The organism is Actinomadura citrea, from assembly GCF_013409045.1.
In the GTDB taxonomy this organism is placed as follows: domain Bacteria; phylum Actinomycetota; class Actinomycetes; order Streptosporangiales; family Streptosporangiaceae; genus Spirillospora; species Spirillospora citrea.
On the sequence record NZ_JACCBT010000001.1, the window covers coordinates 2,516,702 to 2,543,240 of the forward strand.

The 26,539-nt window shown below is 72.9% G+C and carries 23 protein-coding genes; 21 read left to right on the forward strand and 2 right to left on the reverse strand.

The annotated features are described in order from the left end of the window. Positions 1-153: 153 nt before the first annotated feature. From rsmD to smc, 10 genes are all read left to right on the forward strand, one after another. On the forward strand, positions 154-720 hold the full coding sequence (gene rsmD / locus BJ999_RS11875; protein ID WP_179833350.1) for a 16S rRNA (guanine(966)-N(2))-methyltransferase RsmD: 567 nt from the start codon (positions 154-156) through the stop codon (positions 718-720). A gap of 30 nt (positions 721-750) precedes the next feature. Continuing rightward, complete coding sequence (locus BJ999_RS11880) at positions 751-2,202, forward strand: penicillin-binding transpeptidase domain-containing protein (RefSeq protein ID WP_179833351.1); 1,452 nt, start codon at positions 751-753, stop codon at positions 2,200-2,202. A 94-nt stretch (positions 2,203-2,296) separates the two neighbouring features. Then, the gene (gene coaD, locus BJ999_RS11885) at positions 2,297-2,779 is read left to right on the forward strand and encodes a pantetheine-phosphate adenylyltransferase (protein WP_089312894.1); all 483 of its coding nucleotides are present in this window, start codon (positions 2,297-2,299) and stop codon (positions 2,777-2,779) included. Positions 2,780-2,874: 95 nt separating this feature from the next. Beyond that, positions 2,875-3,522, forward strand: coding sequence for a YceD family protein (locus BJ999_RS11890; protein WP_179833352.1), 648 nt, complete (start codon positions 2,875-2,877; stop codon positions 3,520-3,522). 1 nt (position 3,523) lies between these two features. Further along, complete coding sequence (gene rpmF, locus BJ999_RS11895) at positions 3,524-3,703, forward strand: 50S ribosomal protein L32 (protein WP_149257815.1); 180 nt, start codon at positions 3,524-3,526, stop codon at positions 3,701-3,703. Positions 3,704-4,021: 318 nt separating this feature from the next. Next, positions 4,022-4,825 carry a ribonuclease III gene (gene rnc, locus BJ999_RS11900; protein ID WP_218935722.1) on the forward strand — a complete coding sequence of 268 codons (804 nt, stop codon included), beginning with the start codon at positions 4,022-4,024 and terminating at the stop codon, positions 4,823-4,825. Beyond that, the gene (mutM, locus tag BJ999_RS11905; protein ID WP_179833354.1) at positions 4,818-5,711 is read left to right on the forward strand and encodes a bifunctional DNA-formamidopyrimidine glycosylase/DNA-(apurinic or apyrimidinic site) lyase; all 894 of its coding nucleotides are present in this window, start codon (positions 4,818-4,820) and stop codon (positions 5,709-5,711) included. Before rnc ends, mutM begins: the two co-directional genes overlap by 8 nt. A 19-nt stretch (positions 5,712-5,730) precedes the next feature. Then, complete coding sequence (locus BJ999_RS11910; protein WP_179833355.1) at positions 5,731-6,036, forward strand: acylphosphatase; 306 nt, start codon at positions 5,731-5,733, stop codon at positions 6,034-6,036. Positions 6,037-6,214: 178 nt separating this feature from the next. After that, complete coding sequence (locus BJ999_RS11915) at positions 6,215-6,412, forward strand: hypothetical protein (protein ID WP_089312889.1); 198 nt, start codon at positions 6,215-6,217, stop codon at positions 6,410-6,412. 837 nt (positions 6,413-7,249) lie between these two features. Further along, complete coding sequence (gene smc, locus BJ999_RS11920; RefSeq protein WP_179833356.1) at positions 7,250-10,912, forward strand: chromosome segregation protein SMC; 3,663 nt, start codon at positions 7,250-7,252, stop codon at positions 10,910-10,912. A 12-nt stretch (positions 10,913-10,924) separates the two neighbouring features. On the opposite strand, the gene BJ999_RS11925 is transcribed toward smc, so the two are convergent. Continuing rightward, positions 10,925-12,016, reverse strand: a complete 1,092-nt coding sequence (locus BJ999_RS11925; RefSeq protein WP_179833357.1) for a hypothetical protein — start codon at positions 12,014-12,016, stop codon at positions 10,925-10,927. Positions 12,017-12,195: 179 nt separating this feature from the next. Here BJ999_RS11925 and BJ999_RS43495 point away from each other — a divergent pair, with 179 nt between their 5' ends. From BJ999_RS43495 to BJ999_RS11940, 3 genes are all read left to right on the forward strand, one after another. Next, the gene (locus BJ999_RS43495; RefSeq protein WP_179833358.1) at positions 12,196-13,407 is read left to right on the forward strand and encodes a sensor histidine kinase; all 1,212 of its coding nucleotides are present in this window, start codon (positions 12,196-12,198) and stop codon (positions 13,405-13,407) included. Beyond that, positions 13,407-14,078 (forward strand): response regulator transcription factor, encoded by a 672-nt coding sequence (locus BJ999_RS11935; RefSeq protein ID WP_179833359.1) that lies wholly within the window; start codon positions 13,407-13,409, stop codon positions 14,076-14,078. The genes BJ999_RS43495 and BJ999_RS11935 overlap by 1 nt, the downstream gene beginning before the upstream one ends. A gap of 160 nt (positions 14,079-14,238) precedes the next feature. Continuing rightward, positions 14,239-15,177 carry a glycoside hydrolase family 16 protein gene (locus BJ999_RS11940; protein ID WP_179833360.1) on the forward strand — a complete coding sequence of 313 codons (939 nt, stop codon included), beginning with the start codon at positions 14,239-14,241 and terminating at the stop codon, positions 15,175-15,177. An 18-nt stretch (positions 15,178-15,195) separates the two neighbouring features. On the opposite strand, the gene BJ999_RS11945 is transcribed toward BJ999_RS11940, so the two are convergent. Beyond that, positions 15,196-15,717, reverse strand: a complete 522-nt coding sequence (locus tag BJ999_RS11945; RefSeq protein ID WP_179833361.1) for a hypothetical protein — start codon at positions 15,715-15,717, stop codon at positions 15,196-15,198. Between the two features lie 872 nt (positions 15,718-16,589). Here BJ999_RS11945 and BJ999_RS11950 point away from each other — a divergent pair. The 8 genes from BJ999_RS11950 to ffh all read left to right on the forward strand — a co-directional run bounded on the left by BJ999_RS11950 (position 16,590) and on the right by ffh (position 26,070). Then, the gene (locus BJ999_RS11950) at positions 16,590-16,997 is read left to right on the forward strand and encodes a globin domain-containing protein (RefSeq protein ID WP_179833362.1); all 408 of its coding nucleotides are present in this window, start codon (positions 16,590-16,592) and stop codon (positions 16,995-16,997) included. A 3-nt stretch (positions 16,998-17,000) separates the two neighbouring features. Further along, complete coding sequence (locus BJ999_RS11955; RefSeq protein WP_179833363.1) at positions 17,001-18,152, forward strand: globin domain-containing protein; 1,152 nt, start codon at positions 17,001-17,003, stop codon at positions 18,150-18,152. A gap of 5 nt (positions 18,153-18,157) precedes the next feature. Next, positions 18,158-18,823, forward strand: a complete 666-nt coding sequence (locus BJ999_RS11960; protein ID WP_179833364.1) for a DivIVA domain-containing protein — start codon at positions 18,158-18,160, stop codon at positions 18,821-18,823. 138 nt (positions 18,824-18,961) lie between these two features. Next, entirely contained in the window at positions 18,962-20,110 is a 1,149-nt protein-coding gene (gene ftsY, locus BJ999_RS11965; RefSeq protein ID WP_179833365.1) for a signal recognition particle-docking protein FtsY, read from the forward strand. Positions 20,111-20,291: 181 nt separating this feature from the next. After that, complete coding sequence (locus BJ999_RS11970) at positions 20,292-21,635, forward strand: ammonium transporter (RefSeq protein ID WP_179833366.1); 1,344 nt, start codon at positions 20,292-20,294, stop codon at positions 21,633-21,635. Beyond that, entirely contained in the window at positions 21,632-21,970 is a 339-nt protein-coding gene (locus BJ999_RS11975; RefSeq protein ID WP_089312877.1) for a P-II family nitrogen regulator, read from the forward strand. The genes BJ999_RS11970 and BJ999_RS11975 overlap by 4 nt, the downstream gene beginning before the upstream one ends. 8 nt (positions 21,971-21,978) lie before the next feature. Continuing rightward, positions 21,979-24,405, forward strand: a complete 2,427-nt coding sequence (locus BJ999_RS11980) for a [protein-PII] uridylyltransferase (RefSeq protein WP_179833367.1) — start codon at positions 21,979-21,981, stop codon at positions 24,403-24,405. A gap of 87 nt (positions 24,406-24,492) precedes the next feature. Beyond that, positions 24,493-26,070, forward strand: coding sequence for a signal recognition particle protein (gene ffh, locus BJ999_RS11985; RefSeq protein WP_179833368.1), 1,578 nt, complete (start codon positions 24,493-24,495; stop codon positions 26,068-26,070). Positions 26,071-26,539 lie beyond the last annotated feature (469 nt).

The window sequence follows — 26,539 nt, forward strand, 5'->3', positions numbered from 1 at the left end:
CGCAGCGAGCCTCCAGGCGAGTCGAAGCGATGCCAGCGATCGCCGCGGTGCCCGACGATGGAGGGCCCTCCGGGCCCGAAGGAGGAGAGCACTGCAATAGGCACAGCAGGGCCCTCCGGGCCCGAAGGAGGAGAGAAGCGCAATACTAAAACAGTGAGCAGGGTCATTGCGGGGGTTGCGGGAGGGCGGCGGCTGGCTGTTCCCTCGGGGCGGGATACCAGGCCGACCAGCGATCGTGCGCGGGAGGGGCTTTTCTCCACGGTTCTGGCGCTGCTCGGTCCGCTGGACGGGCTGCGCGTCGCCGACCTGTACGCGGGCTCGGGCGCCGTCGGTCTCGAAGCACTGTCGCGGGGCGCCGCCCACGCGCTGCTGGTCGAGTCGCACCCGCGCGCGATGAAGGTGATCCGGCAGAACGCCGGGACGCTCGGGCTGCCCGGCGCCGTCCCCTGCGCGGACAAGGTGGAGCGGCTGGTTCGCAAGGCGCCGGACGAGCCCTACGACCTGATCTTCGCCGACCCGCCGTACGCGCTGGCGGACGCGTCCGTCACCGCGCTGCTGGAGGATCTGCGCGACAACGGGTGGGCGTCCCCGGACGCGCTGGTCGTCGTGGAACGCGCCGCCCGCGGCCCGGCGCTGGAGTGGCCCGACGGCTACGAGGCCGAGCGGGAGCGACGCTACGGCGAGGCGGTGTTCTGGTACGGCCGCGCCGCCGGCCGTTGACATCACGGCGGTTCGGGTAGAGCCATCCGCATGGAGCCCGGGATCGACCGCGCGGTGGCACGCATCTGGGTGATCACCCTGCTCCTGATCCTGGCGCTCCTGGTGAACGTCACCTACGTGCAGGGCTTCCAGGCGCAGGGGCTGCGGGACGATCCGCTCAACGCCCGCCAGTTCGAGGACCGTTTCAAGATCGATCGGGGGCCCATCGTCGCGGGCGGGGAGCGGCTCGCCTGGTCCGAGCAGGTCGGCGACGACCTCTACCAGCGCCGCTACAAGGACGGCGCCGCCTTCGCGCCGGTCACCGGCTACTTCTCGGTGTTCTCCCAGACCGGCCTGGAAGAGGCCGAGAACCACTTCATGGACGGGACCGACGACCGTCTCGCCACCTCCGGCCTCGTCGACAAACTGATCGGCAAGCACGTCCCCGGCGGCACGGTGGTGTCGACCGTCGACCCCGACGCGCAGCGCGCCGCCTACGAGGCGCTTCGGTCGAGCGGCGCGGGCCGGGGGGCGGCGGTCGTCCTCGACGCGCGCACCGGCGCGATCCTGGTGATGGCCTCCACGCCGTCCTACGACCCCAACGAGGTGTCGACGCTCGACAGGGAGAAGGCCACGGAGGCGTTCGACCGGCTCGGCGACCAGCCGCGCAAGCCGCTGCTCAACAAGGCCGCCTACGAGCTGTTCCCGCCCGGCTCCACGTTCAAGACCGTGGTCGCCGCGGCGGCGCTCAGATCCGGAACGGGCGAGGACGCGCGCGTCAAGGCCGGACGCAGCTACAAGCCGCCGGGCGCGGGGCAGGCGATCAACAACGACGCGGGCGACATCGGCGGCTCGTGCGACCTCCCCCAGATCCCCCTCATCGAGGCGTACGCGCAGTCCTGCAACACCACGTTCGCCTACATGGGCGCCCAGAAACCGGGCAACGACGCCGTCAACGCGCAGGCGGGCAGGTTCGGGTTCGGCGACCGGATCGAGTTCGCGGACGGCCTGAAGAGCGCCCCCAGCTCCTTCCCGGCGACCGACCAGCCGTCACTCAGCGCGCTCGGCTCCATCGGGCAGGGCAGCACGGTCGCCTCGCCGCTGCAGATGGCCATGGTCGCCGCCGCGGTCCTCAACGACGGGGAGGTCATGAGGCCCCGGCTGGTCGACAGGCTGCGCGCTCCGGACGGCTCGACGGTCGACAAGATCTCGTCGCGGCGGATGTCCCGCGCGCTGACGGGGGACCAGGCGAAGCAGATGCGGGACATGATGGAGGCCGTGGTCGAGCGGGGCACCGGCAAGTCCCTGCGGGGGACGTCCATCCTCGGCGGCAAGACCGGGACCGCCGACGTCGAGGGCGCCTCCTACAACGACCGCTGGTTCATCGGGTTCGGCCCGCGCAGCGATCCCCGGTACGCGGTCGCGGTGATGACCGAGGCGTCCGGGTACGGCATCGAGTCCGGCCCCGTCGCCGCCAGGATCGTCGACGCGCTGGACGGCTGAGGACGGCCCCGGCGAGCCCGGTGGAAACCCGGCCGAATGCGATTTGGTACGTTCACGCCGCAGGTCAGAAACCGGGACCGAAGGGGTTCGCGCCGTGCGCCGTGTCGTCTGTCCGGGATCGTTCGACCCCGTCACCAACGGGCATCTCGACATCATCAGCCGCGCCTCCCGCCTCTACGACGAGGTGGTCGTCGCCGTGCTGATCAACAAGAGCAAGAAGAGCCTGTTCACCGTGGACGAGCGCGCCGACATGATCTCCGAGGTCACCCGGGAGTACGGCAACGTCACGGTCGACACCTTCTACGGGCTCACCGTCGACTACTGCAAGGAGCAGGACATCCCGGTGATCGTCCGGGGCCTGCGGGCCGTCAGCGACTACGAGTACGAGCTGCAGATGGCCCAGATGAACCACCGGATCGCCGGCGTGGAGACGCTGTTCATGGCGACCAACCCCGAGTACGCGTTCCTGTCGTCCAGCCTGATGAAGGAGGTCGTGAGGTTCGGCGGGGACGTCTCCGGCCTCGTCCCCGACAGCGTCCACGACCGGCTGGTGCAGCGGCTCCAGAAGGGCGGCTGACGGGCCCGCTCCTGGTGGGCGGGCCGCGAGTTGGGTCAGCGGCCGGTGTTCGGTACCCTGGGACATCGGCCATCAATGGCGGCCGCCGTTCGACCATGCCTCACGAAAGCAGGAATCCGCTGACACGCAACGACCCCAACGCCCCGTTCAAGCTCGACACCCGAGCTCTGGGCAGGCAACCCGGGTCGTCGCGGGAGGAGCACCTGTCCGTGCCGGCACCGGGGAATTTCGGCGTCGAGATGGTGGGCGTCCCCGAAGGCGCCGCGATCGATCTGGATCTCCGGCTCGAAGCGGTCCTGGAGGGGGTGCTCGTCACGGGCACGGCGACGGTCCCCCTCACGGGGGAGTGCTCCCGCTGCCTCGACCCGATCGCCTCGACCTTCGAGGCGGATTTTCAGGAGCTGTTCGTCTACGACGACACCCGCTCGGGCGGGAACGCCGACGACGACGAGCTCCGCCTCGAGGGCGACCTGATCGACCTCGAACCGGTCCTGCGGGACGCGGTGGTGCTCGCGCTGCCGCTGTCCCCGCTGTGCCGGGACGACTGCCCGGGCCTGTGCCCGGAATGCGGTGCGCGGCTCGCTGACGTCGAGCCGGGCCATCGCCACGACGTCGCCGACCCCCGGTGGGCGGCGCTGCGGGACCTTGCCGGCGACATGGAGCCGGCAGCCCCCGACCGGGGGAACGGGCGCTCCGGCACCCGTGAATCATCGGACCGACGAGAAGGAAAGCAGGAGGGCTGACGTGGCCGTCCCGAAGCGGAAGAAGTCGCGCAGCAACACGCGGCACCGGCGTGCGCAGTGGAAGACCGCCGCGCCGAACCTGGTCGAGTGCCCGACATGCCGCGACCACAAGCTGCCCCACACCGCGTGCGCGACGTGCGGAACCTACGACCGGCGGCAGGTCATCGCCCCGTCGGCCTGAGTCTTCTCGCATCCTGGGGGGCGGATCCGCGTATGCGGCCCGCCCCTCATGGTGCGGAAGGACGACCCACCCCGACCACCCGGCGCGTGACGTCGGCGTGGTGGCCGGCGCGGAGACTGCGCCCGGAGCCGTGGTGCACGCCGGGATCACACCGACCGGCGCGCACCTCGTCTTCGCGGACCCTCCTCGTCGTGCGTCCTCGCCGTCCCGGCCCATCGGCCGCGCGCCGCAGAGGCGACCGCGCGTTGCGCGGTGCACGGCCTGCGAGGAGGGCCTGTGAGCGCTAAGAAGAGCGAACCCGCGCCGGAGCGCGCGGAACTGACCGGCGCGCTCGGCGTCGACGTGGGCGACGAGCTGCTCGAACGCGCCCTGACACACCGTTCCTACGCCTACGAGAACGGCGGCCTGCCCACCAACGAGCGCCTGGAGTTCCTCGGCGACTCGGTGCTGGGCCTCGTCGTCACCGACACCCTGTTCCGCGGCCACCCCGACCTGCCCGAGGGACAGCTCGCCAAGCTGCGCGCCGCCGTGGTCAACATGCGCGCCCTCGCCGGCGTCGCCCGCGGCCTCGGCGTCGGCGCCCACATCCGGCTCGGCCGCGGCGAGGAGGGCACCGGGGGGCGCGACAAGTCCTCGATCCTCGCCGACACGCTGGAGGCGCTGATCGGGGCCGTCTACCTCGACCGGGGCCTCGGCGAGGCGTCCGCGCTGGTGCACCGGCTCTTCGACGCGCTGATCAAGCGGTCGGCGGGTCTCGGCGCCGGCCTGGACTGGAAGACCTCGCTCCAGGAGCTCACCGCCGTCGAGGAGCTCGGCGTCCCCGAGTACCACGTCGCCGAGAGCGGCCCCGACCACCAGAAGACGTTCCGCGCCTCCGTGCGGGTCGGCGGCCAGACCTACGGGGCCGGCGAGGGCCGCAGCAAGAAGGAGGCCGAGCAGCACGCCGCCGAGGCCGCCTGGAACGCCATCCGCGAGATCGTCGTCCGGCGTGAGGCGCCCCAGGGCGAGGTGGCGCCGGGCGAGGCGGTGGCGCCGGAGACGGCGATGGCGCAGGGCGAGCAGGCCGCCGAGGCCGCGGACGCGGCCAGGGAGGCCGGGCGGGCGGCGCAGGCCGGTGCCTGAGCTCCCCGAGGTCGAGGTCGTCCGGCGCGGACTGGAACGCTGGACGACCGGCCGCACCGTCGCGTCCGCCGAGGTCCTGCACCCGCGGTCGGTGCGCCGGCACGCCGAGGGCCCCGCCGACTTCGCCGGGCGGCTCGCCAAGCGCACCATGCTGGCGCCCCGCCGCCGCGGCAAGTACCTGTGGATCCCGCTCCGGGACGAGGAGGACGAAGCCCCCGGTGAGGCGGTGCTCGCGCACCTCGGCATGAGCGGGCAGCTGCTCGTCGGCGAGCCCGACCGGGAACGCGAGAAGCATCTGCGGGTCCGCGTCGAGTTCGACGACGACGGCCTCGACCTGCGCTTCGTCGACCAGCGGACGTTCGGGCACCTCATGGTCGCCGACCTCGTCCCGGACGCCTTCGACGGGCGGGCGCTCGTCCCCGGGCCGATCGTGCACATCGCCGCCGACCCGCTGGAGGACGCCTTCGACGCGGAGGCCTTCTACCGCGCCCTGCGCCGCCGCAGGACCGGGATCAAACGGGCGCTCCTCGACCAGTCGCTCATCAGCGGGGTCGGCAACATCTACGCCGACGAGGCGCTGTGGCGCGCCAGGCTGCACTGGGCGCGGCCGACCGAGACGATGAGCCGGGCGGACGCCGCGCGCGTCCTGGAGGCCGCACGAGAGGTCATGGCGGCCGCCCTGGAGGTCGGCGGCACCTCCTTCGACAGCCTCTACGTGAACGTCAACGGCGAGAGCGGCTACTTCGAGCGGTCCCTGGACGCCTACGGACGGCGGGACGAGCCCTGCCGCCGCTGCGGCTCCCCGATCCGCCGCGACGAGTTCATGAACCGCTCGTCCTACAGCTGCCCGGTGTGCCAGCCGCGCCCCAGGCGGGCACGGTACTGACGGTACCGAGGGGGGAGCGATGAACGAGGACGACGAGGTCGTGCGACTCACGGCCTGGGTGCGCGGACGCGTCCAGGGCGTCGGGTTCCGCTGGTGGGTCAGGTCCCGGGCGCTCGAACTGGGCCTCGCCGGCAGCGCCACGAACCTCGGCGACGGCCGGGTCGAGGTCGTGGCCGAAGGCCCGCGCGGCGACTGCCGCCGGCTCCTGGAGATCCTGGACGGCGACGTCCCCGGCGGCGTTCCCGGACGTCCCGGCGCTGTGACCGGCGTCGTCGACCGCTGGGGCCCGCCGCGCGGAGAGGCCCACGGGTTCCGGGAACGCTGACCGGGTAGGGAGTACCGGTTCGTACCTGCTAAACTAGGGGTGGAAGGTTGTTACCGGCCTGTGATGTGCTTCTTGACCAGGACAGCGGCCGGTGCGACTCTAGAAGGTACGCGCACCTGCTTCAGCAGTTTCTCGTGCGCGATCCCTGCTGGTTACTCAGCGTGGAGGACCCTTAGTCATGGCGAAGGCTCTACTCGGCCACGTCGGCGGTCCCGACCCCCGGATGGTCGCGGAGATGCGGCGCCTGCAGCAGCGCGTACGTGACCTGGAGGCCGAGCTCGTACGGCTCCAGGCAGAGAACGACGCGCTTGCGACGGCGACGGACGACGAAGTGATGTCGCTTCCGATGAAGGAGCGCGAACCCGCTCTGACGTAGTTTCTTGCTTTTTCTCCTCCTTCGGGCCTGGCGGCCCTCCATCGTCGAGAAAAGCGTGTGATCGCTGGCATCGCTTCGTCTCGCCTGGCGGCTCGCTGCGCGATCAGGTTCTCGCAAGCTCGAACCTGCCTTCGGACGCGATCGCGGCCCCCAGGGTTGTCGGGTGGTTGCCGTGGCGGCTGAGGCGGTCACAGTAGTCGGTCGCGGTCGGTGGGACCAGCTCGCCTAGGCGGCTCGCTGCGTGTTCACATGTGCGAGCCCCACCGGCCTCCGGACGCTAGTCAGCCGTTGAGGTTGCCGCAAGTGCAGCGCCCGTAGGAGCGGCCGACCTTGCGCCCCCTGAGCGATCTCCAACGTCGCCATCGGGGCAACGCCGCCCACCCTTCACCTCGCCGGAAGCCGCTGTGCGGTCACGCCTCGCGAGTTCTCGTTCGCCTTCTCCAGCGGCGCCATTGTGGACGTTCGTGGGCATCGCCCGCCTCGCCGGCCCGTTGCTACTCGGTGGACTCGTGCGGGCTTGCACCAACTCTCTCGCCGCCGTTGCGCCCAGCAGAGCCGTCGTCACCCTCGGCAACCCACTACTGCGACTGCCTCAGCCGCGGTAGCAACCACGCAACGACCTCCCTGGTTGCGATCGCGTCCGAAGGCAGGTTCGAGCGAAGTAAGAACCTGATCGCGCAGCGAGCCGCCAGGCGAGCCGGAGCGATGCCAGCGATCGCCCGCTTTTTTCGACGATGGAGGGCCGCCAGGCCCGAAGGAGGAGAAAAAAGCAATCAACCCAGTATCGTGCTTCGGATGTTGCAGGTGTGGGCGTCGTAGGAGGGGGACGGCTGGCGCGTGTATCTGAAGAATCTGACGCTGCGCGGCTTCAAGTCCTTCGCGTCGTCCACCACGCTCAAGTTCGAGCCGGGGATCACCGCCGTGGTCGGGCCCAACGGGTCCGGTAAGTCCAATGTGGTGGACGCGCTGGCCTGGGTGATGGGCGAGCAGGGCGCCAAGTCGCTGCGCGGCGGCAAGATGGAGGACGTCATCTTCGCCGGGACGGCCAACCGGGCGCCGCTGGGGCGCGCCGAGGTCGTGCTGACGATCGACAACTCCGACGGCGCGCTGCCGATCGACTACACCGAGGTCACCATCAGCCGGCTGATGTTCCGGTCGGGGTCCAGCGAGTACGCGATCAACGGTGACGCGTGCCGGCTGCTGGACATCCAGGAGCTGCTGTCGGACTCGGGCATCGGCCGCGAGATGCACGTGATCATCGGGCAGGGGCAGCTCGACCGCGTCCTGCACTCGGGGCCGGAGGGGCGGCGCGCGGTGATCGAGGAGGCGGCCGGCGTCCTCAAGCACCGCAAGCGCAAGGAGAAGGCCCTCCGCAAGCTGGACGCGATGCAGGGCAATCTCACGCGCGTGCAGGACCTGACCGGCGAGCTGCGGCGGCAGTTGAAGCCCCTCGGCCGGCAGGCGGAGATCGCGCGCCGGGCCGCGGTGATCCAGGCCGACCTGCGGGACGCCCGGCTGCGGCTGCTCGCCGACGACATGGTCACGCTGCGGACGAGGCTGGAGCAGGAGGCCGCCGACGAGGCCGCGATCCGGGAGCGGCGCACCGAGACCGAGCGGGCGCTGGGCGGGGCGCAGGAGCGCGAGGCCGTCCTGGAGGCGGAGGAGGCGGAGCAGGCGCCGAGGCTCGCGCAGGTCCAGGACACCTGGTTCCAGCTGTCGGCGCTGAAGGAGCGGCTGCGCGGCGTCGCCGACCTCGCCGCCGAGCGGCACCGCAACGCCGCCGAGGCGCGCGAGGAGGAGCGGCGCGGCCGCGACCCCGAGGACATGGAGCGCGAGGCCGCCGAGATCCGCGAGCAGGAGGAGATGCTCCGCGAGGCGCTGGACGGGGCCCGGGACGGGCTCTCCCACGCCGTGGACGAGCGGTCGGCCGCGGAGGAGGCCCTCGCCGCCGAGGATCGGCGGCTCCAGTCCGCCGCCCGCGCCGCCGCCGACCGCCGCGAGGAGCTGGCCCGGCTGCGCGGCCGGGTCGAGGCGCTGCGCAGCAAGGCGCAGGCCGGACGGTCGGAGATCGGGCGGCTCGCGGACGCGCGGGAGGAGGCCGGGCAGCGCACCGAGGCCGCGCAGGCCGAGTTCGAGGCGTTCGAGGCCGAGGTCGTCGAGGACCCCGCGCTCGCGGCCGAGCACGAGACCGCGCAGGAGGCGCTCGCCGCGGCCAAGGACGCCGCCGAGACGGCCCGCGCCGCCGTGGACGGCCCGCGCCGCGCGCTGAAGGAGGCCCGGTCGGCCGCGGGGGCCGCCCGCACCGCCGACCAGACGGCCCAGAAGCAGGTCGCGGCCCTCCAGGCCCGGATCGAGGCCCTGAACCTGACGCTCGCCAGCGCCGCCGACGGCGGGGAGGCGCTGCTGTCGGCGGGCGCCGACGGGTCGCTCGGCGGGGTGCTGGGCACGGTCGCCTCGCTGCTGAACGTCCGGCCCGGGTACGAGACCGCCATCGCCGCCGCGCTCGGCGGCGCCGCCGAGGCCATCGCGGTCGGGTCCCTGGACACCGCCGGGGCCGCCCTTGCGCTGCTGCGCTCCCGCGACGCCGGACGCGCCGGGCTGGTCATCGGCGGCGGGGCGCCGGCGCGGGCCGAGCGGGTCGCCGGGGCCGACTACGCCATCGACGCGGTCGGCGTCCCGGATGCCGTGCGGCCCGCGTTCGAGCATCTGCTGCGGGACGTGGTCGTGGTCGAGGACGTTCCCGCCGCGGTCGCGCTCGTGCGCGCGGAAGCGTCCTTGCGGGCCGTCACGCGGGACGGGGAGCTCGTCGGGGCGCACTGGGCGCAGGGCGGCGCCGCGGGCGGGGGGCAGAGCCTCCTGCAGATGCGCGCGACGCTCGACCAGGCGACCGAGGATCTCGCCGCGGCCGAGACCGCCGCTGCCGCCGCGGCCGGCGGGCTCACCGAGGCGGTGGAGCGCGAGCACGCCGCCCAGGCCGCCGTCGAGGGGGCCGAAGCCGCCGCCGGTGACGCCCGGGCGGGGGTCGACCGCGCGCAGGCCGAACTCGACCGCGTCCGCGCGCGGCTGCGGGAGTACGACGCGCAGGCGGCGCAGGAGGCCAAGCGCGCCGCCCGCCTGGAGGCCGACGTCCGGGCCGCGCGGGGCGAGGCCGAGCGGCTGACCAAGGCCCTGGACGCGGCGGGGGAGTCCCTCGAACGCGACACCGAGGCGGCCGAGGAGCTGGCGGTGCGGCTCGCCGAGGCCGAGGAGGCCGCCGAGGTGGCCGAGGAGGCCGGGCACGACACCGAGTCGCGCGACGAGCTGAACGCCCGCTGCCAGGAGCTGCGCACCGCGGAGATGGAGGCGCGGCTCGCGGTCCGCACCGCGGAGGAGCGCGTCCAGGCCATCGCCGGACGCGCCGACGCCCTCGAACGCGGCGCCCACCGCGAGCGCGAGGAGCGGGCCCGCGCCGCCCAGCGCCGCGCCCGCCGGGAGGAGCAGGCCCGGGTCGCCAAGGCCGTCCTGCGGGGCGCCCGCGCGGCCCTGGAGCGCATCGAGCACTCCCTCGCCGCCGCGGTGCGCCGCCGCGAGGCCGCCGAGCAGGCCAAGGCTGCGCGCGAGGCCGAGCTGAAGGTCGTCCGCGGGCAGGTCCGCGAGCTGTCCTCGATCCTCGAACGCCTGGTCAACGTCGTCCACGGCAACGAGGTCGCCCGCGCCGAGCAGCGGCTGCGGCTGGAGCAGTTCGAGCAGCGGGCCCTGGAGGAGTTCGGCCTGGAGGTCGAGTCGCTGGTGTCGGAGTACGGGCCCGACCAGCCCGTCCCGGCCGACCCGGACAAGGGCGAGGACGCGCGGCCCGCCCCGTACGAGCGGGCCGTCCAGGAGAAGCGCGCCAAGACCGCCGAGCGGCAGCTCAACCAGCTCGGCAAGATCAACCCGCTGGCCCTGGAGGAGTTCGCCGCCCTGGAGGAGCGGCACGCGTTCCTCACCTCCCAGCTGGAGGACCTGAAGAAGACCCAGCGCGAACTGCTCGGCCTGGTCAAGGAGGTCGACGACCGCGTCCAGCAGGTGTTCGCCACCGCCTACGACGACACTGCCCGCGAGTTCGAGCGGATCTTCGCCCGGCTGTTCCCCGGCGGCGAGGGCAGCCTCTCGCTGACCGAACCGGGCGACATGCTCACCACGGGCGTCGAGGTCTCGGCACGCCCGCCCGGCAAGAAGGTCAAGCGGCTGTCGCTGCTGTCGGGCGGCGAGCGGTCCCTCGTGGCCATCGCGTTCCTCGTCGCCGTGTTCAAGGCCCGCCCGTCCCCGTTCTACGTGCTGGACGAGGTCGAGGCCGCGCTCGACGACACCAACACCCAGCGGCTGATCACGGTCTTCGAGGAGCTGCGCGAGTCGTCCCAGCTGATCGTCATCACGCACCAGAAGCGCACCATGGAGGGCGCCGACGCCCTCTACGGCGTCAGCATGCGCGGCGACGGCGTCACCCAGGTCGTCAGCCAGCGCCTGCGCGACCTCGACTGACCCGCCGCGCGGTCACGGCTCGGCGGCGGGAGTGAAGAGGTAGCCGCGCACGCCGGACCGGCCGCACGCGGCGTGGATCGCCTCCATGCCACCGGTCTCCCGGATGTCGACGCCCACGCACATGCCGTCGTCGCGCGTCGCCTGCGGGACGATGCGGTAGAGCTGCCCGCCCTTCACCGGCTTGCCCGCCGGCGTCAGCCCGAACCGCTGCAGCGGATCGTCCCCGCACTCCCTCATGTGCAGCGGGGAGCGCTCGGCCTCGGTGTCGAGCGTCGCGCACCACAGCTCGCCCTTCGCCGTCCACGCCTTCAGCTGGAACGTCCCGGCGCTGTCGGGGACGGAGGCGAGCCGGATCCGCTGGAGCGAGTCCTCCGCCACGCACTTGTCCTGCGCCAGCTGCGGCTTGAGCCGGTCGTCCGGCAGGACCGACAGGCAGTCGCCGGACCGCTCGCCGTCGCTCAGCGGCATGACCGTGTACCACCCGGGCGGGGGCGGCGTCGCCTTGCCGGCCGTCCCCGGCGACGCCTGCGGCCGGTGCGGCTCGCCCTCGCCGCCGAACACCCCCGTCAGGGTCGAGACGACCACGCCGACCGTGATGATCGCGGGTGCCGCCACCAGCAGCGACACGGGGCGGCGGCCGGTGGGCCCGTGCGAGGACGTCTTGCGGTGCCGTGGACCCGATGGCTGCACCGCGTGCCGCCCGGAGGAACCGTTCTCGGGAGCAGGGGGCGGACTTGGAGCCGGGGGTGGGGCCGGGGCCGTCGCGGGACCCAGGTTGAGCGCCGGCCGTCCGGCGACGCGCTTGTCGCCCTCCATGGCGGCGGGGCCGCACAGGCGGTCGTAGACCCGCAGCCACCGCTCGCGCTCCTCCGGGACGAGGCCGCATGTGGTCACGAAGGAGGTCACCAGTCCCCGGCTCGGCAGCGTGCTCCCGCCGAGGAGCGCGTCGATTCCGGAAGGGGCGACCACGCCGTCCGCGTCCATCCGCTCCTCGAGCTCGGAAAGGGGCAGGCCGGACCATTGCTGCAGGCGGCGCATCAGGTCGAGCAGATCGGCCGGGCCGCGCGCCTCCTCCGGCTGCGGGACCGCCCTCGGAGCCGTCACCGGTGACCTCCCGCGAACGGGAACGCTTGTTCTCGTGGGCATCGTAGCGATCTCCTCGTCCGGAATGACTAATGTTCGCTATGCGGTCTTTGGCAAGATCCATGGCGTCATGAGTTCGGCGCTCGTCATCTGGAAGGGCCCCTGCGATGCCGCGCTCCGCTGCACCGGTTCCGTCTGCTGTGCGGCGTTCCGTCGAGACCAGGGTCGGTACCACGTTCGTCCTGCTGATGCAGCTGCGCGTGCTCGTCATCGGGGTGACCGTGCTGGTGGACGGGCAGGTGCGCGGCGACCCCTGGGCGCTCTGCGTGCTCGTCCTCGCGGTCGTGGTCTCCGGCGTGGTGCTGGCGGGCTGGGAGAGGGTGGTGCTGCGGCTGTTCGAGCAGCCCGCGCTGCTGGCCTTCGACGTGCTCATCGGCTACGCGGTGCTGCAGGTGGGCGGGATCTTCGGCCCCTACTTCCTCGTGACGGTGGTGACCGCCGGTCTCGCCGGGCTGCTGTACCGGTGGCCGGTCACCGCGCTGCTGTGCGCGCAGCAGGCCGTCCTGTACTACGCGGCGCTCTACCGCAACGCGCCCTCCGACGACGGCGTCATCATGCCGCTGCTCGTCCTGCTGCCCGTCTTCTACGGAGTCGCGGCGCTCGTCGGGACGGTGCTGCGCCGCCTGTTCGACGAGCACGCCGCCGCCGAGGAGACGCGCTGGCGGATGGAGGCGCAGGCGATGGCCGCCGAGGAGCGCACCCGGCTGGCCCGCGAGATGCACGACTCCCTGACCGCGACGCTGTCGGGCATCGCCCTGTCGGCGAACGGCCTGCCCGGCTGGGTCCGCAAGTCCCCCGACCGCGCCGAGCGGGAGGCGCGGCGCATCGCCACCGCGGCCCAGGTCGCCACCCGCGAGGCGCGCTCGCTCATCACCGAGCTGCGCGACGACTCGGCCGGCGTCCCGCTGGGCGACGCCGTGCGGGAGCTGGCGGGCGAGTGGGAGGCGGGCACCGGCGTCCCGGTCCGGGTGGACGCGGAGGCGGGGGCGGACCTCCCCGCGCCGGCGCGGCGCGAGATGGTCACGATCGTGCGTGAGGCGCTGGAGAACGTACGGCGGCACGCGGACGCGTCCCGCGTCGACATCGTCACGGCGGTCATCGACGGCGACCTGGAGGTGCGCGTGCGCGACGACGGCAAGGGCATGCCCGGACGGCCGGACGACCCCGGCTGGCTGGACGCGCTCGCCCGCGGCGGCCATTACGGCCTCGTCGGCATGCACGAGCGGGCCAGGAGGGCGGGCGGCCGGCTGGCCGTGCGCTCCGTCCCCGGCGGCGGCACCGAGGTCACCGCGTCGATGCCGGCGGCGGGCCCGGAGTCCGAACCCGCGCGGGCCGCGCTCGGGAGCCGGTGATGGACGAGCCCGCGCGGTACCGCGTCATGGTCGTGGACGACAACACCTTCATCCGCGCCGGCCTCACCTCCGCGCTGGAGGCCACCGACGACATCGAGGTGGTGGGGGAGGCGGGCGACGGCCGCGAGGCCGAGGAGATGGCCTGGCGGCTCGTGCCCGACGTGGTCCTGCTCGACGTCCGGATGCCGCGCGCCGACGGGGTGAGCGCGGCCGCCGCGCTGAGCCGGATCAGCCGAGTGATCATGCTCACCCAGGTGGAGGAGCCCGAGGTGATCCTGTCGGCCGTCCGCAACGGTGCCGTCGGCTACCTCGTGCACAACACCTTCACGGTGGACGAGCTCGCCGCGGCGATCCGGGACACCGTCCGGCACCGGGCCCACCCCCTCTCGCACGCGGCCAGCGCCGCGCTCATCGACGCCGCGCGGACGGGCCGGCCCGCGGCGCCCGCGGCCGATCCGGCCGAGCAGCGCGCGCGGTTCGGCCTTTCCGCCCGCGAGGTCCAGGTCATGGATCTGATCGTGCGCGGTCTTGCGAATCACGACATCGCGGCCAAGCTATTTCTCACCGAGAAAACCGTCAAGAACTACATCAACCGCATTTATGCGAAACTCGGTGCGCCGAACCGGGCCACGGCCATCGTGACCTGGCTCGGGATGCCTCCCGGCGGCTGAGCTGGGCCTCCGTGATTGGGGCCCGCAACCCCCGCCGCTAGGGCCCTAGGGCCCTAGGGCCGCCCGCGGGCCGCCGCATAGCGTTCCGGTGCACGGAATAAAAGAAGGACGGCGCCTTTCTGGCCGGGCCTTCGTCTCATTCGTCGCCCGGAGGAGTGCCATGCTTTTGCCGACCCGAAATAAAATGGCCGTGGTCACCGGCGGGGCTCTGGCCGCCGGCTGTTCGTTCGCGCTGGCCGCAGCTCCGGGCGCGGTCCCGGACCCGGCTTCCGCCCGCGCCATCGGTTCCCTGGAGAAGTCCGCGCCCGCCATCGCGTACGGGACGTCCGCCACCACGCACGGGAAGCCGGGCCCGCGGGCGCACGAGGACACCCGGGACTCCGAGCGCGCGAAGGGGAAGGAGCGCGCCACCGCGACCGCGGCGCGGCGGTACGGCTGGGGACGTCCGATCGCCTCCGACGGCTTCCGGACCTTCGACCGCCGCGCCTGGGAGGTCTACACGGGACCGGGCAACGGCGGCCGCGGCCGCCGCGTCGCCAAGGCGGTGAGCGTCCGGAACGGCGTCCTGCGCATCACCGGCAAGCGCAACGGCGACACGGGGGGCGTCGCCTGGATGAAGGGCGCCCAGAAGCGCGGCCGCTGGGAGGCCCGCGTCCGGGTGAGCCGGGGCTGCGCCTGCTACAACGCCAACCTGCTGCTGTGGCCGGTCGGCGGCGGTGGCGGCACCGACCCGCACAACGGCGGCGGGGAGATCGACTGGATGGAGACCTACGGCGACAAGGGCTTGCGCAACGGGACCAACTTCTTCCTGCACTACGGGCCCGAGAAGGACTCCCGGCGCCTGGACTCCCACCTGCGCATCGACCTGACGAAGTGGCACGCCTTCGCGGTGGAGTGGAACAGCAAGGGCATGACGGGCTACGTGGACGGGCGCAGGTGGTTCCACACGTCCAAGCGGGAGGCGCTGCCGCCCGGGAAGATGGGGCAGGCCATCCAGCTCGACTGGTTCCCGCAGATGGCCAGGCTGACGGCGAAGGGGGTCAGCCGGACGCGGGACGTGACCCTCTCGGTCGACTGGATCGCCATGTACCGGCCCTGATCCGCGCGGCGCCCGATGTCACTTCACGATCTGCCAGATCTCCCCGTTGCGGCGCAGGGTGAACTCGTCCTGCAGGGTGCGCTCGGTCAGGGCGCCGCTCGTGTAGTGCAGGGCGGAGAAGGGGATGACCGCCTCCTCGCCCGACAGCCGGCCGCCCTTCACGGTCACGGTCCGCAGGGCCTGCCGCTCCTGCGGCCGGACGAGGTGCGGCGTGTTGCGCACGCCGTTCGGGCAGTCGCCGCGGAGCGCCGGTCCCCGGACGAAGTCGCTGTCCTTGGCCACGTAGCGGCACACCGCCTGGTCGCCGGCCGCCTGGCCGCGCAGGAAGGCCTGGAGCGCGGCCCGCGCGCCCGCGATCCCCTCCCGGGCGCCCGGGTCGGTGTCCTCCTGCGCGGTCTGCGAGGGCGACGGGGACGGCGGCCGGAACACCTCGCCGTCGCCGTCCTTGTCGTCGCCACCGCAACCCGACGTGAGAAATGCCAGCGCCAGCGCCGTGACGGCGAGCGCGCCGGCGGCGCGGGGGGTGAACCGAAGAGCCATCGCGTGCCTTCCTCGGGGTGGGGATGCCGGCCCATGGTCCGAGCGCCGCCTTTCCGGATGATCAGGCGGCCAGCCGAAGATTAACGCCTCGACCGGGGAATGACCAGAGGTTGCAAGATCGCCAGGTCAGAGGCGGTGGGCACCTGTCTGGACAGGCGTTCGCCACCGGGGCTCCCTTTTCCTTATGGGGAGCATCGGGCGACGGGAGGGAAAATGCGTGGCCGTGCCACTTGGGTCGATCTGAACGGAGGCGAAGTGGCAGGGCGAGATTATCCCACGAAAGAACCGGGAAAGGGGGCCCGCAGAGCGTTGCTCATGTCATGGGCGGCGCACCGTTGTGCACCCGGCCGACCGCCCTCTCCTCCCGGCGGATGAACGCGGTGGCTCGCCGCTTCGAAGGCTGCCGGCGCCACTGCTCTCGGTGCGGTCGGTGAAGGCGGGGCGACCGCTGAGGCTCTCCGAGCTGGGCGCGGGGCGTCCGCTCGCGGGCCGGGGTGCTGGATGCCGCGGGATCAGGGGCACGCGGCATCCAGCACCCCGGCCCGGGCGGGCGGCGGGCCCATTTCGCAGCGGCCGTGATGCGTGTCACATTTTCCTTGGAACGTGACATCGCCCAGCGCTCACATTTCGGGCGGCGCGGCGGCTCCGGTCTCCGGCGTCTTCTCCCGACCTATAACCGTTTGGAGACTTCACATCGGCGCCGGTGACGCGTAAGTCGGAGGGATCGGCGTGCACCGACCGTGATGACCCGGCGACGCTGGCGGGCTTGTGTGCCCTGGGGCAATCCACTACCCATATGGACCTGCGGTTCTCCGGCTTCCTCACCGGACTCCCCCCGTCCGGTACGGAGAACCGCCGGAGAGGTGTCACCCGTGGATCCGCAGAAACTCAAAGGCAATTTCGCCCTGGTGGCGGCGAACGGCCTGGACGTCGCCGAATATTTCTACGCCGACCTTTTCGCGCGGGAGCCGCAGCTCAGGCGGATGTTCCCCACGTCGATGGCCAAGCAGCACGAGGTGCTGCTCGCGGCGCTGTCGCAGATCGTCTCGACCGTGGACGACCCCGACGCGCTCGTCCCCTTCCTCACCGACCTCGGCCGGCGCCACCACGGCTTCGGCGTCGTCGCCGAGCACTACGCCCCCGTCGGCGCCAGCCTGCTCGCCACCCTCGCCTACTTCAGCGGCCCGGAGTGGAGTTCCGACCTCGAACAGGACTGGACGGCCGCCTACGGTGTCGTCGCGAAGGTCATGACGGAGGCCGCGGCGGAGCCCGTCGCCTGATCCGTGGACGCCCAGCGACTGAAGGCCAGCTTCGCGCAGGTCGCCGAGAAGGGCGACGCGGTCGCGCTGTTCTTCTACTCCGACCTCTTCGTGCGCAACCCCCACCTGCGCGACATGTTCCCCATCGGGATGAGCGGCCAGCGCGACAAGCTGCTGCGCGCCCTCGGGCACATCGTGTCCCAGGTGGACGACCTGTCCAACCTCGTCCCGTTCCTGCAGCAGCTCGGCCGTGACCACCGTCGGTTCGGCATCGTGGCCGAGCACTACCCGCACGTCGGGGCCAGCCTCCTGGCGACCCTGCGGCACTTCTCCGGGCCCGCCTGGAGCGACGACATCGAGAGCGACTGGAACGCGGCCTACAGCCTCGTCGCCAAGGTCATGCTGGAGGCCGCCGACGAGAACGCCCTCAGCAGCCCCGCCTGGTGGAACGGCCAGGTCGTCGCCGTCGAGCGCCGCCGCTTCGACATCAGCGTCCTGCGGATCCAGCCCGACCGGCCGCTGCCGTACGCGCCGGGCCAGTCCGTCGCGCTCGAAGTGCCGTCCCGGCTGCGGCACTGGCGGTACTACTCGATGGCGAACGCGCCGCGTCCCGACCACACCGTCGACTTCCACGTCCGGCTGGTGGACGGCGGGCCGGTGAGCCCCGTGCTGGTGCGCGTCACCCAGGCAGGCGACCGCGTCCGCATGGGCGCCCCCATCGGCACGCTCACGCTGGACGACGCCTCACCGCGGGACGTCCTGCTCGTCGCGGGCAGCACCGGCCTGGCCCCGCTCAAGGCGATCCTGGAGCAGATCTCCGGCCGCGCCGTCCCGCCGCGCGTGCACCTGTTCTTCGGCGCCCGCAGCCGCGACGGCCTCTACGACCTGGAGGACCTGGCCAAACTGGCGGACGGGTTCCCCTGGCTCACCGTCGTCCCGGCCGTGTCGGACGAACCGGGCGGGCACGGGTTCTCCTCGCTGCTCCAGTCGGGGGACGACGGCATCGAGCACGGCAACCTGTCCGACGTGGTCGCCAGGCGCGGCCCCTGGGACGGTCACGACGCCTACGTGTGCGGGCCGTCCGTCATGGTCGGGCACACCGTCGAGCAGTTGACGCGGCTCGGCGTCCCCCGTGACCGCATCCGCCTCGAAACCTTCGCCGACGCACAGAGGTGAGCGCGTTGAACTCCCCGAACCTTCCGGTCGTCTCCGAGGGCTCGCGGCTGACCCCGGGCGAGCTCCACTCGGTGGTGTTCGCCCGGGCCGCCCTCGGGCGCCGCGGATACGACGAGGAGCAGGTCCGCAACTTCCTGCAGTACGTGGAGCGGGAACTCGTCAAGATCTTCACCGACAAGGCCGCCCTGGCCGACGAGGTGAACCGGCTGCGCGCCCAGGCGTCCTCGGGCGCCCGCGGCGTCATGGCCCCCGAGGACGCCCACTTCCAGGCCGTCCGCATCCTCTCGCAGGCCCAGCAGACCGCCGACCTGTACGTGGCGGACGCCGAGCGCTACACCAGGGAACTGGCGCACGAGGCGAGGCTGCACCGGGAGGCGATCCTGTCCGACGCCAAGGGCCGGGCGGAGCAGATGATGGAGGACGCCCACCGCAAGGCCGCCGCCGTCGCCGAGGCGGCCGTCCGCACGGCCCCGCCGCAGGCCCTGCCCGCGTCCCGCCCCGAGACCCTCCCGGACGGCGAGCGCCTCGCCCTGGAGCGGGAGATCGCCTACCTGCGCACCTACAGCGACGTCTACCGGACCCACCTGCGGTCCTACCTGGAGGCCCTGCTCCGCAACGTCGACGAGTGGGAGTCCTCCGAACGGGCATCCCTCCCCGGGGGTAATGCCTGATCTACCGCCCCGGCGCGGGCGCCCGGGGCGTTCGGGCGTCCCGCGCGGTTGCGCGCCCGGCCGGGCTCGCCGCATGATCGGCGGGCCCGCGCGCAGCGTGTTCGCGCGGGAGTGCTCGTCTGGAAAACTGGGGGCGTTATGGAATATGTGATCGTCATCGCCGCGCTGGCCGTGATCGCGCTGATCATCGGCGGCGTCACGCTGCTGCGGCCGCGCCGGACCCGCCCGCCGGTCGAGCGCCCCTCGGAACGCACCGGCGGCGCCACCGCCGCCGACACCGCCGACACCGGCGCCCCCACGATCGAGAAGGCGCCGCCGACGGAGGTCGCGCCGCCGCGGCCCACCGTCGAGATCGAGAGGCCGCCGCCCGGCGCGGGGCGGCTCGTGCGGCTGCGGGCCCGGCTCGCCCGCTCCCAGAACGCCTTCGGCAAGACCCTCCTCGTCCTGCTGTCGCGCGACACGCTCGACGAGGACGCCTGGGAGGAGATCGAGGACACCCTGATCGCCGCCGACATGGGCACGGCGGTGGCCCGGCAGGTCACCGACGACCTGCGGACCCGCGTCCAGGTCCTCGGCACGCGCAGCCCGGCGGAGGTGCGCGAGCTGCTCAAGGACGAGCTGCTCAAGCAGATCGGCCCGGACATCGACCGCTCCCTGCACACCGAGGCGCACGGAGACCGGCCCGCCGTCCTCATGGTCGTCGGCGTGAACGGCACCGGCAAGACCACCACGTGCGGCAAGCTCGGCCGCGTCCTCGTCGGCGACGGCAACACCGTGCTGCTGGGCGCCGCCGACACCTTCCGCGCCGCCGCCGCCGACCAGCTGGAGACGTGGGGGACGCGGGTGGGCGCGCAGGTCGTCCGCAAGGACGAGGGCGCCGACCCCGCCAGCGTCGCGTTCGACGCCGTCAAGCAGGGCATCGACACCAAGGTCAACGTGGTGATCGTCGACACGGCGGGCCGGCTGCACACCAAGACCGGGCTGATGGACGAGCTCGGCAAGGTCAAGCGGGTGGTGGAGAAGCAGGCCACGGTCGACGAGGTCCTGCTCGTCCTGGACGCGACGACCGGCCAGAACGGCATGCAGCAGGCCCGGGTCTTCGCCGAGGTCGTCAACGTCACCGGCGTGGTGCTCACCAAGCTCGACGGCACCGCCAAGGGCGGCATCGTCGTCCAGGTGCAGCGCGAGCTCGGCGTCCCGGTGAAGCTGGTGGGCCTGGGGGAGGGGCCGGACGACCTCGCGCCGTTCGAGCCCGAGGCGTTCGTGGACGCGATCCTCGGCGACTGAACCGGTCCCCGCACCGCCCCGCAGACCGCGTAAATACGGCATGTGAGGATTTGGAAACAGCGGCGAAACACGTCGATGTCGGGTTTCACATGGCGGAAACGTAGCGGCATACCGGGCGAAACGGCCGCGCCAGAGTCTCTGAGCAGTTCGAAGTTCCTGGCGAGGAGGGACGCGCTCAGAGATGAAGATCGATAGCGGTAGTACCGCCTGGATGCTGACGAGCACAGCGCTCGTCCTGCTGATGACACCGGGCTTGGCCTTCTTCTACGGAGGTATGAGCCGGGCCAAAAGCGTCCTCAACATGATGATGATGAGCTTCGTCAGCATCGCCGTGGTGGGCATGGCGTGGGTCGTCTACGGCTACTCCCTCACCTTCGGCGACGGCGGCGGGCTCAGCTCGTTCATCGGCGGGTTCGGCGACTGGGGGCTCGTCGGCCTGGAGAACGCGGCCACGGCCGACGACGGGACGGGCATCCCGCAGCTGGTCTTCGTGGCGTTCCAGGCGACGTTCGCCATCATCACCGTCGCGCTGATCAGCGGCGCGGTCGCGGACCGTGCCAAGTTCGGGGCCTGGGTGGTGTTCACCCTGGTCTGGGCGACGCTGGTGTACTTCCCGATCGCCCACTGGGTGTGGTGGTCCGACGGCCAGGACGGCGGCAAGGCCGGCTGGCTGTTCGACCTCGGCGCGCTCGACTTCGCGGGCGGGACCGTCGTCCACATCAACGCCGGCGTCGCGGCGCTCGCCCTGGTGCTGGTGCTCGGCAAGCGCAGGGGCTGGCCGAAGGAGCCGATGCGGCCGCACAACCTGCCCTTCGTCCTGCTCGGCGCCGGGCTGCTGTGGTTCGGCTGGTTCGGGTTCAACGCCGGGTCCGCGCTGTCGGCCGGCTCCACCGCGGCCGTCGCGTTCATCAACACGCTCGTCGCGACCTGCGCCGCCGCGTTCGCCTGGATCGTCGTCGAGAAGCTGCGCGACGGCTCGTCCACGACCCTCGGCATCGCCTCGGGCGTGGTGGCCGGCCTGGTCGCGATCACCCCGGCCTGCGCGTTCGTCACCCCGCTCGGCGCCATCGCCCTCGGCCTGGTCGCCGGCGCGGTGTGCGCGTTCGCCGTCGGCCTGAAGTACAAGCTCGGCTACGACGACTCGCTCGACGTCGTCGGCGTCCACATGGTCGGCGGCATCGTCGGCGCCCTGCTGATCGGGTTCCTGGCGACCACCGCCGTCAACGACGCCGGCGCCGACGGGCTGTTCGCCGGCGGCGGGTTCGCGCTGCTCGGCAAGCAGGCCGTCGCCGTCCTGGCGACGCTCGCCTACTCCTTCGTCGTCACCTACGTGATCGCCAAGGTGATCGACCTGGTGATGGGCTTCCGGATCAGCGAGGACGACGAGGCGGCCGGAATCGACAGCACGGCGCACGCGGAGACCGCCTACGACTTCGGCACGATCCGCGCGGGCACCGGCTCCGGGGCGACCGCGGCGGCGCCCGCCCCGTCCGCCCCGGCCAAGAAGGTGGAGGCGAAGGGATGAAGCTCATCACGGCGGTCATCAAGCCGTTCAAGCTGGACGAGGTGAAGAAGGCCCTGGAGGCCTTCGGCGTCAAGGGGATGACCGTCAGCGAGGCCAGCGGCTACGGACGGCAGAAGGGCCACACCGAGGTCTACCGGGGCGCCGAGTACCAGGTCGACCTGGTGCCCAAGCTGCGCGTCGAGGTCCTGGTCGAGGCCGAGGACGCCGACGACATCATCGACGTGATCGTCAAGGCGGCCCGCACCGACAAGATCGGCGACGGGAAGGTGTGGGCCGTGCCGGTCGACACCGTCGTCCGGGTCCGCACGGGCGAGACCGGACCGGAAGCCCTCTAGGGGGCACGGTGACCCTCGCACACCCGCCGGCCGGAGACCGGGCCCCCGCGCCCGCTCCGGCCGGCGGCGCCACTTCGGACTCGGCCCGCGCCGCCCTGGCCACCGCCCGCGCCGCCCGCGCCGCCGCCCTCGACCGCTGGCTGGCCTCCCTGCTGGCCGCCCCGCCCCACCCCGAGCCCCCGCCGTCCGCCGGCACCGCCGCAGCCGGCGAGGGAACGGTGCCGGAGGGGGTGGCGCTCGTCGCGGTGGGGAGCCACGCCCGGCGCGAACTGACGCCCGGCGGCGACCTCGACCTCGTCCTGCTGCATCGCGGGCTGGCCGGCGTCGCGCTGATCGCCGACCGCGTCTGGTACCCGGTCTGGGACTCCGGCCTGCGGCTCGACCACTCCGTCCGCACCGTCGCCGAGGCCCGGACCGTGGCGCGCGGCGACATGAAGGCCGCCCTCGGGCTGCTGTCGGCCCGCCGCCTCGCCGGAGACCACGCCCTCGTCGACGAGCTGCGCGCCGCCGTCCTGGCCGACTGGCGCGCCGACGCGCCCACCCGCCTCGCCGAGCTGTCGGCGATGTGCCGCGAACGCTGGGAGACCCACGGCGAGCTGGCGTTCCTGCTCGAACCCGACCTGAAGGAGGCCCACGGCGGGCTGCGGGACGTCCACGTCATGCACGCCGTGGCCGCGTCCTGGGTGGCCCCCGCCCCGGACGCCCGGGTGCGCGCCGCCCACGACCTGCTCCTCGACATCCGGCACGCGCTCCACCAGGTCACCGGCCGCTCGACCGACCGCCTCGTCCTCCAGGAGCAGCAGGCCGTCGCCCGCGCCCTCGGACTCCTGAACGCCGACGTCCTGCAACGCTCGATCGCCGAAGCCGCCCGCACCGTCACCTACGGGGCGTCCCACCTGTGGCGCCGCGTCGAGAACTTCACCAGGGCCAAGCACCGGCAGCCCCCGGGCGTCCCGCAGGGCGCGGGCCGGCGCGGCGTGGAGCGCAGGCCGGTCGGGGACGGCGCCGTCGAGCACGAGGGGGAGGTCGTCCTCGCGCGGAACGCCGATCTGAACGATCCGGCCCTCGTCCTGCGCGTCGCCGCGGCCGCCGCCCAGACGGGCCTGCCGCTCGCCCCCGCCACGGTCGCCCGGCTCGCCGAGCACGCCGCCCTCCCGCGCGTCCCCTGGCCCGCCGAGGCCCGCGACGCGCTCGTCTCCCTCCTCGGCGCCGGGCCCGCCGCCATCGCGGTCTGGGAGGCCCTCGACCAGGCCGGGCTGATCGTCCGGCTGCTGCCCGACTGGGAGCGCGTCCGCAACCGCCCGCAGCGCAACCCCGTCCACCGCTTCACCGTCGACCGCCACCTCGTCGAGACCGCCGCGGGCGCCGCCGCCCTGACGCGCGAGGTGGCCCGTCCCGACCTGCTCCTGATCGGCGCCCTCCTGCACGACATCGGCAAGGGCTGGCCCGGCGACCACTCCACCTCCGGCGCCGTCGTCGCCCGCGACATCGGCGCCCGCCTCGGCCTCCCGGAGGAGGACGTCCGCGTCCTGGAGACCGTCGTCCGCCACCACCTGCTGCTCCCCGAGACCGCGACCCGCCGCGACATCGACGACCCGGTGACCGTCCAGACCGTCACCGCCGCCGTGTCCGGGGCGCCCGGCCGCGAGCGCGAGGTCGTCGACCTCCTCGCCGCCCTCGCCGTCGCCGACGGCGGCGCCACCGGCCCCGCCGCCTGGGGCGCCTGGAAGGCCGGCCTCGTCGCCGAACTCGCCCGCCGCGCCGCCGCCGCGCTCTCCGGCGGCACGCCCCCGCCCGGCCCCGCGCTCACCGCCGACCACCTCGCCCTGGCGCGCCACGACGGCGCCGCCGTCCGCGTGACGGGGTCCCGGATCACCATCGCCGCCCCCGACCGGCCGGGCCTGCTCTGGCGCGCCGCCGGCGTCCTCGCCCTGCACCGCCTGGCCGTGAAGACCGCCCGTGTGGTCTCCTCCCCGTCGGTGTCGGGATCGGCCGCCCCGTCCGCCCAGACGGCGGTGCTGGACTTCACGGCCGTCCCGGAGTTCGGGACGCCGCCGGATCCGGCCGGCCTGGAGGCGGACCTGCGGCGGATGCTCGCCGGACGCCTCGACGTGGCCGAGCGGCTGGAGCGGCGGGCGCGGTCGGTCCGGATCCGGCCCGGCGTCACGGTGCCGCCCCCGCGCGTCATGATCGTGGACGACGCGTCGCGGACCGCCACCGTCGTCGAGGTCCGGGCGCATGACCGCCCCGGACTGCTGTGGCGCGTCGGCCAGGCCCTCGGATCCTGCGGCCTCCAGGTCCGCGCCGCCCAGGTGGACACCCTCGGCGCCGAGGCCGTGGACGTCTTCTACGTGGTGGACGACCAGGGCCGCCCGCTCGACGACCCCGACGCGCTGGCCGCCGTCCGGACCCGGGTCCTGAGAACCCTCCGCTGACCGGGTTTCCGGAGGGGGCGGGGCTCGCCCGGCGACCCGATACCCTGATAGGCGATCCCAGAAGCTTTCCAAGGACGGTCCAGACACGTGTTCGAGACGCTCTCCGACCGGTTGACGACGGTCTTCTCGTCGCTGCGCAGCAAGGGCCGGCTCTCCGAGGCCGACATCAACGCGACCGCCCGCGAGATCCGGATCGCGCTCCTTGAGGCCGACGTCGCGCTCCCCGTGGTCAAGGACTTCATCGCGCAGATCAAGGAGCGGGCACAGGGCTCGGAGGTCTCGCAGGCGCTGAACCCGGCGCAGCAGGTCGTCAAGATCGTCAACGAGGAGCTCATCACCATCCTCGGCGGCGAGACCCGGCGGATCCGGCTGGCCAAGACCCCGCCGACCGTGATCATGCTCGCGGGCCTGCAGGGCGCCGGTAAGACCACCCTCGCCGGCAAACTCGCCCGCTGGCTGAAGCAGGAGGGCCACACGCCGATGCTGGTGGCGGCCGACCTCCAGCGTCCCAACGCCGTCCAGCAGCTCCAGGTCGTCGGGGAGCGGGCCGGGGTCCCGGTGTTCGCGCCCGAGCCGGGCAGCGGCGTCGGCGACCCCGTTGACGTGGCCCGCCGCTCGATCGACCAGGCCCGGCACGCCCTGCACGACGTCGTCGTCATCGACACCGCCGGCCGCCTCGGCATCGACGCCGAGATGATGCAGCAGGCCGTCGACATCCGCGACGCCGTCCATCCCGACGACATCCTGTTCGTCGTCGACGCCATGGTCGGCCAGGACGCGGTCAACACCGCCCAGGCCTTCATGGACGGCGTCGGCTTCGACGGCGTCGTCCTCACCAAGCTCGACGGCGACGCGCGCGGCGGCGCGGCGCTGTCCGTCCGGCACATCACCGGACGCCCCATCATGTTCGCCTCCACGGGCGAGAAGCTCGAGGACTTCAGCGTCTTCCACCCGGACCGCATGGCGGGCCGGATCCTCGACATGGGCGACATCCTCACCCTGATCGAGCAGGCCGAGCAGGCGTTCGACGCCGAGCAGGCCGAGAAGATGTCGAGCAAGTTCGCCTCGGGCGAGGACTTCACCCTCGAGGACTTCCTCGAGCAGATGATGATGATCCGCAAGCTCGGCCCGATCGGGAACCTGCTCGGGATGATGCCGGGCATGGGCCAGGTCCGCGACCAGATCAGCCAGATCGACGACCGGGACCTGGACCGCATCGCCGCGATCATCCGCTCGATGACCCCGCAGGAGCGCTCCCAGCCGAAGATCATCAACGGCTCGCGGCGGGCCCGCATCGCCAAAGGCTCCGGCGTCGGCGTCGGCGAGGTCAGCAGCCTGGTCACCCGGTTCTTCGACGCGCAGAAGATGATGCGCCAGATGGCCGGCGGCATGGGCCTGCCCGGCATGCCCGGCGGCCGCCGCAAGGCGACCAAGGCGGCGAAGGCCGCCAAGAACAAGAAGGGCAAGCAGCGCAGCGGCGACCCCCGCAAGCGCGCCGCGGGCAAGCCCGCCCAGGAGCAGGCCCCCGCGGACCAGGGCATGCCGAAGGGGCTCCCGCCCGGTCTCGGTGGCGGCACCCTCCCGCCCGGCCTTGGCGGCGGCCAGCTCCCGCCCGGCTTCCAGATGCCCGACCTGAACAAACTCCAGAACCGCAAGAAGAAGTAACCCGCCCAACGCACCCCCGCCGCATGACCCAGGCACAGCCCGGTTCATGCGGCGGGGGCCTGGGGCAGCCAGGCCCCCCGGCGCGGGTCGGGTGGAGTGCGGGGCAGGGAACACATGGGTGGGCGCAGCTCGGCGGCCGTGGGGCTTGTCCCGGGTGCTCGCCGACGTGCGCGGCCTCGCCCCCGCACCGTCCCGGCGCTGCGGCTGCGCAGGTCTCGCGGACCCCACATGGCGCTTCTGGGCTCGTAAGTTGTGCTGGATGCGTCGATCTGCCGCGTCTGCCGCCGGTCACCTGGTGGCGGTCATCGAGGTGGTGCGGCCTGCGGAGGCCTGAGGGTCGGGGCTGAGGGGCGACACCCGGGCGATGCGATTGCGCTTTCGCGGCGAACGTCTGGCACAATGGCAGGCTGGAAACCCGGAATCGCGAGGCGCCCTCTCTCGTCCTGCGCGACCGGAGTCCATCGGGCGG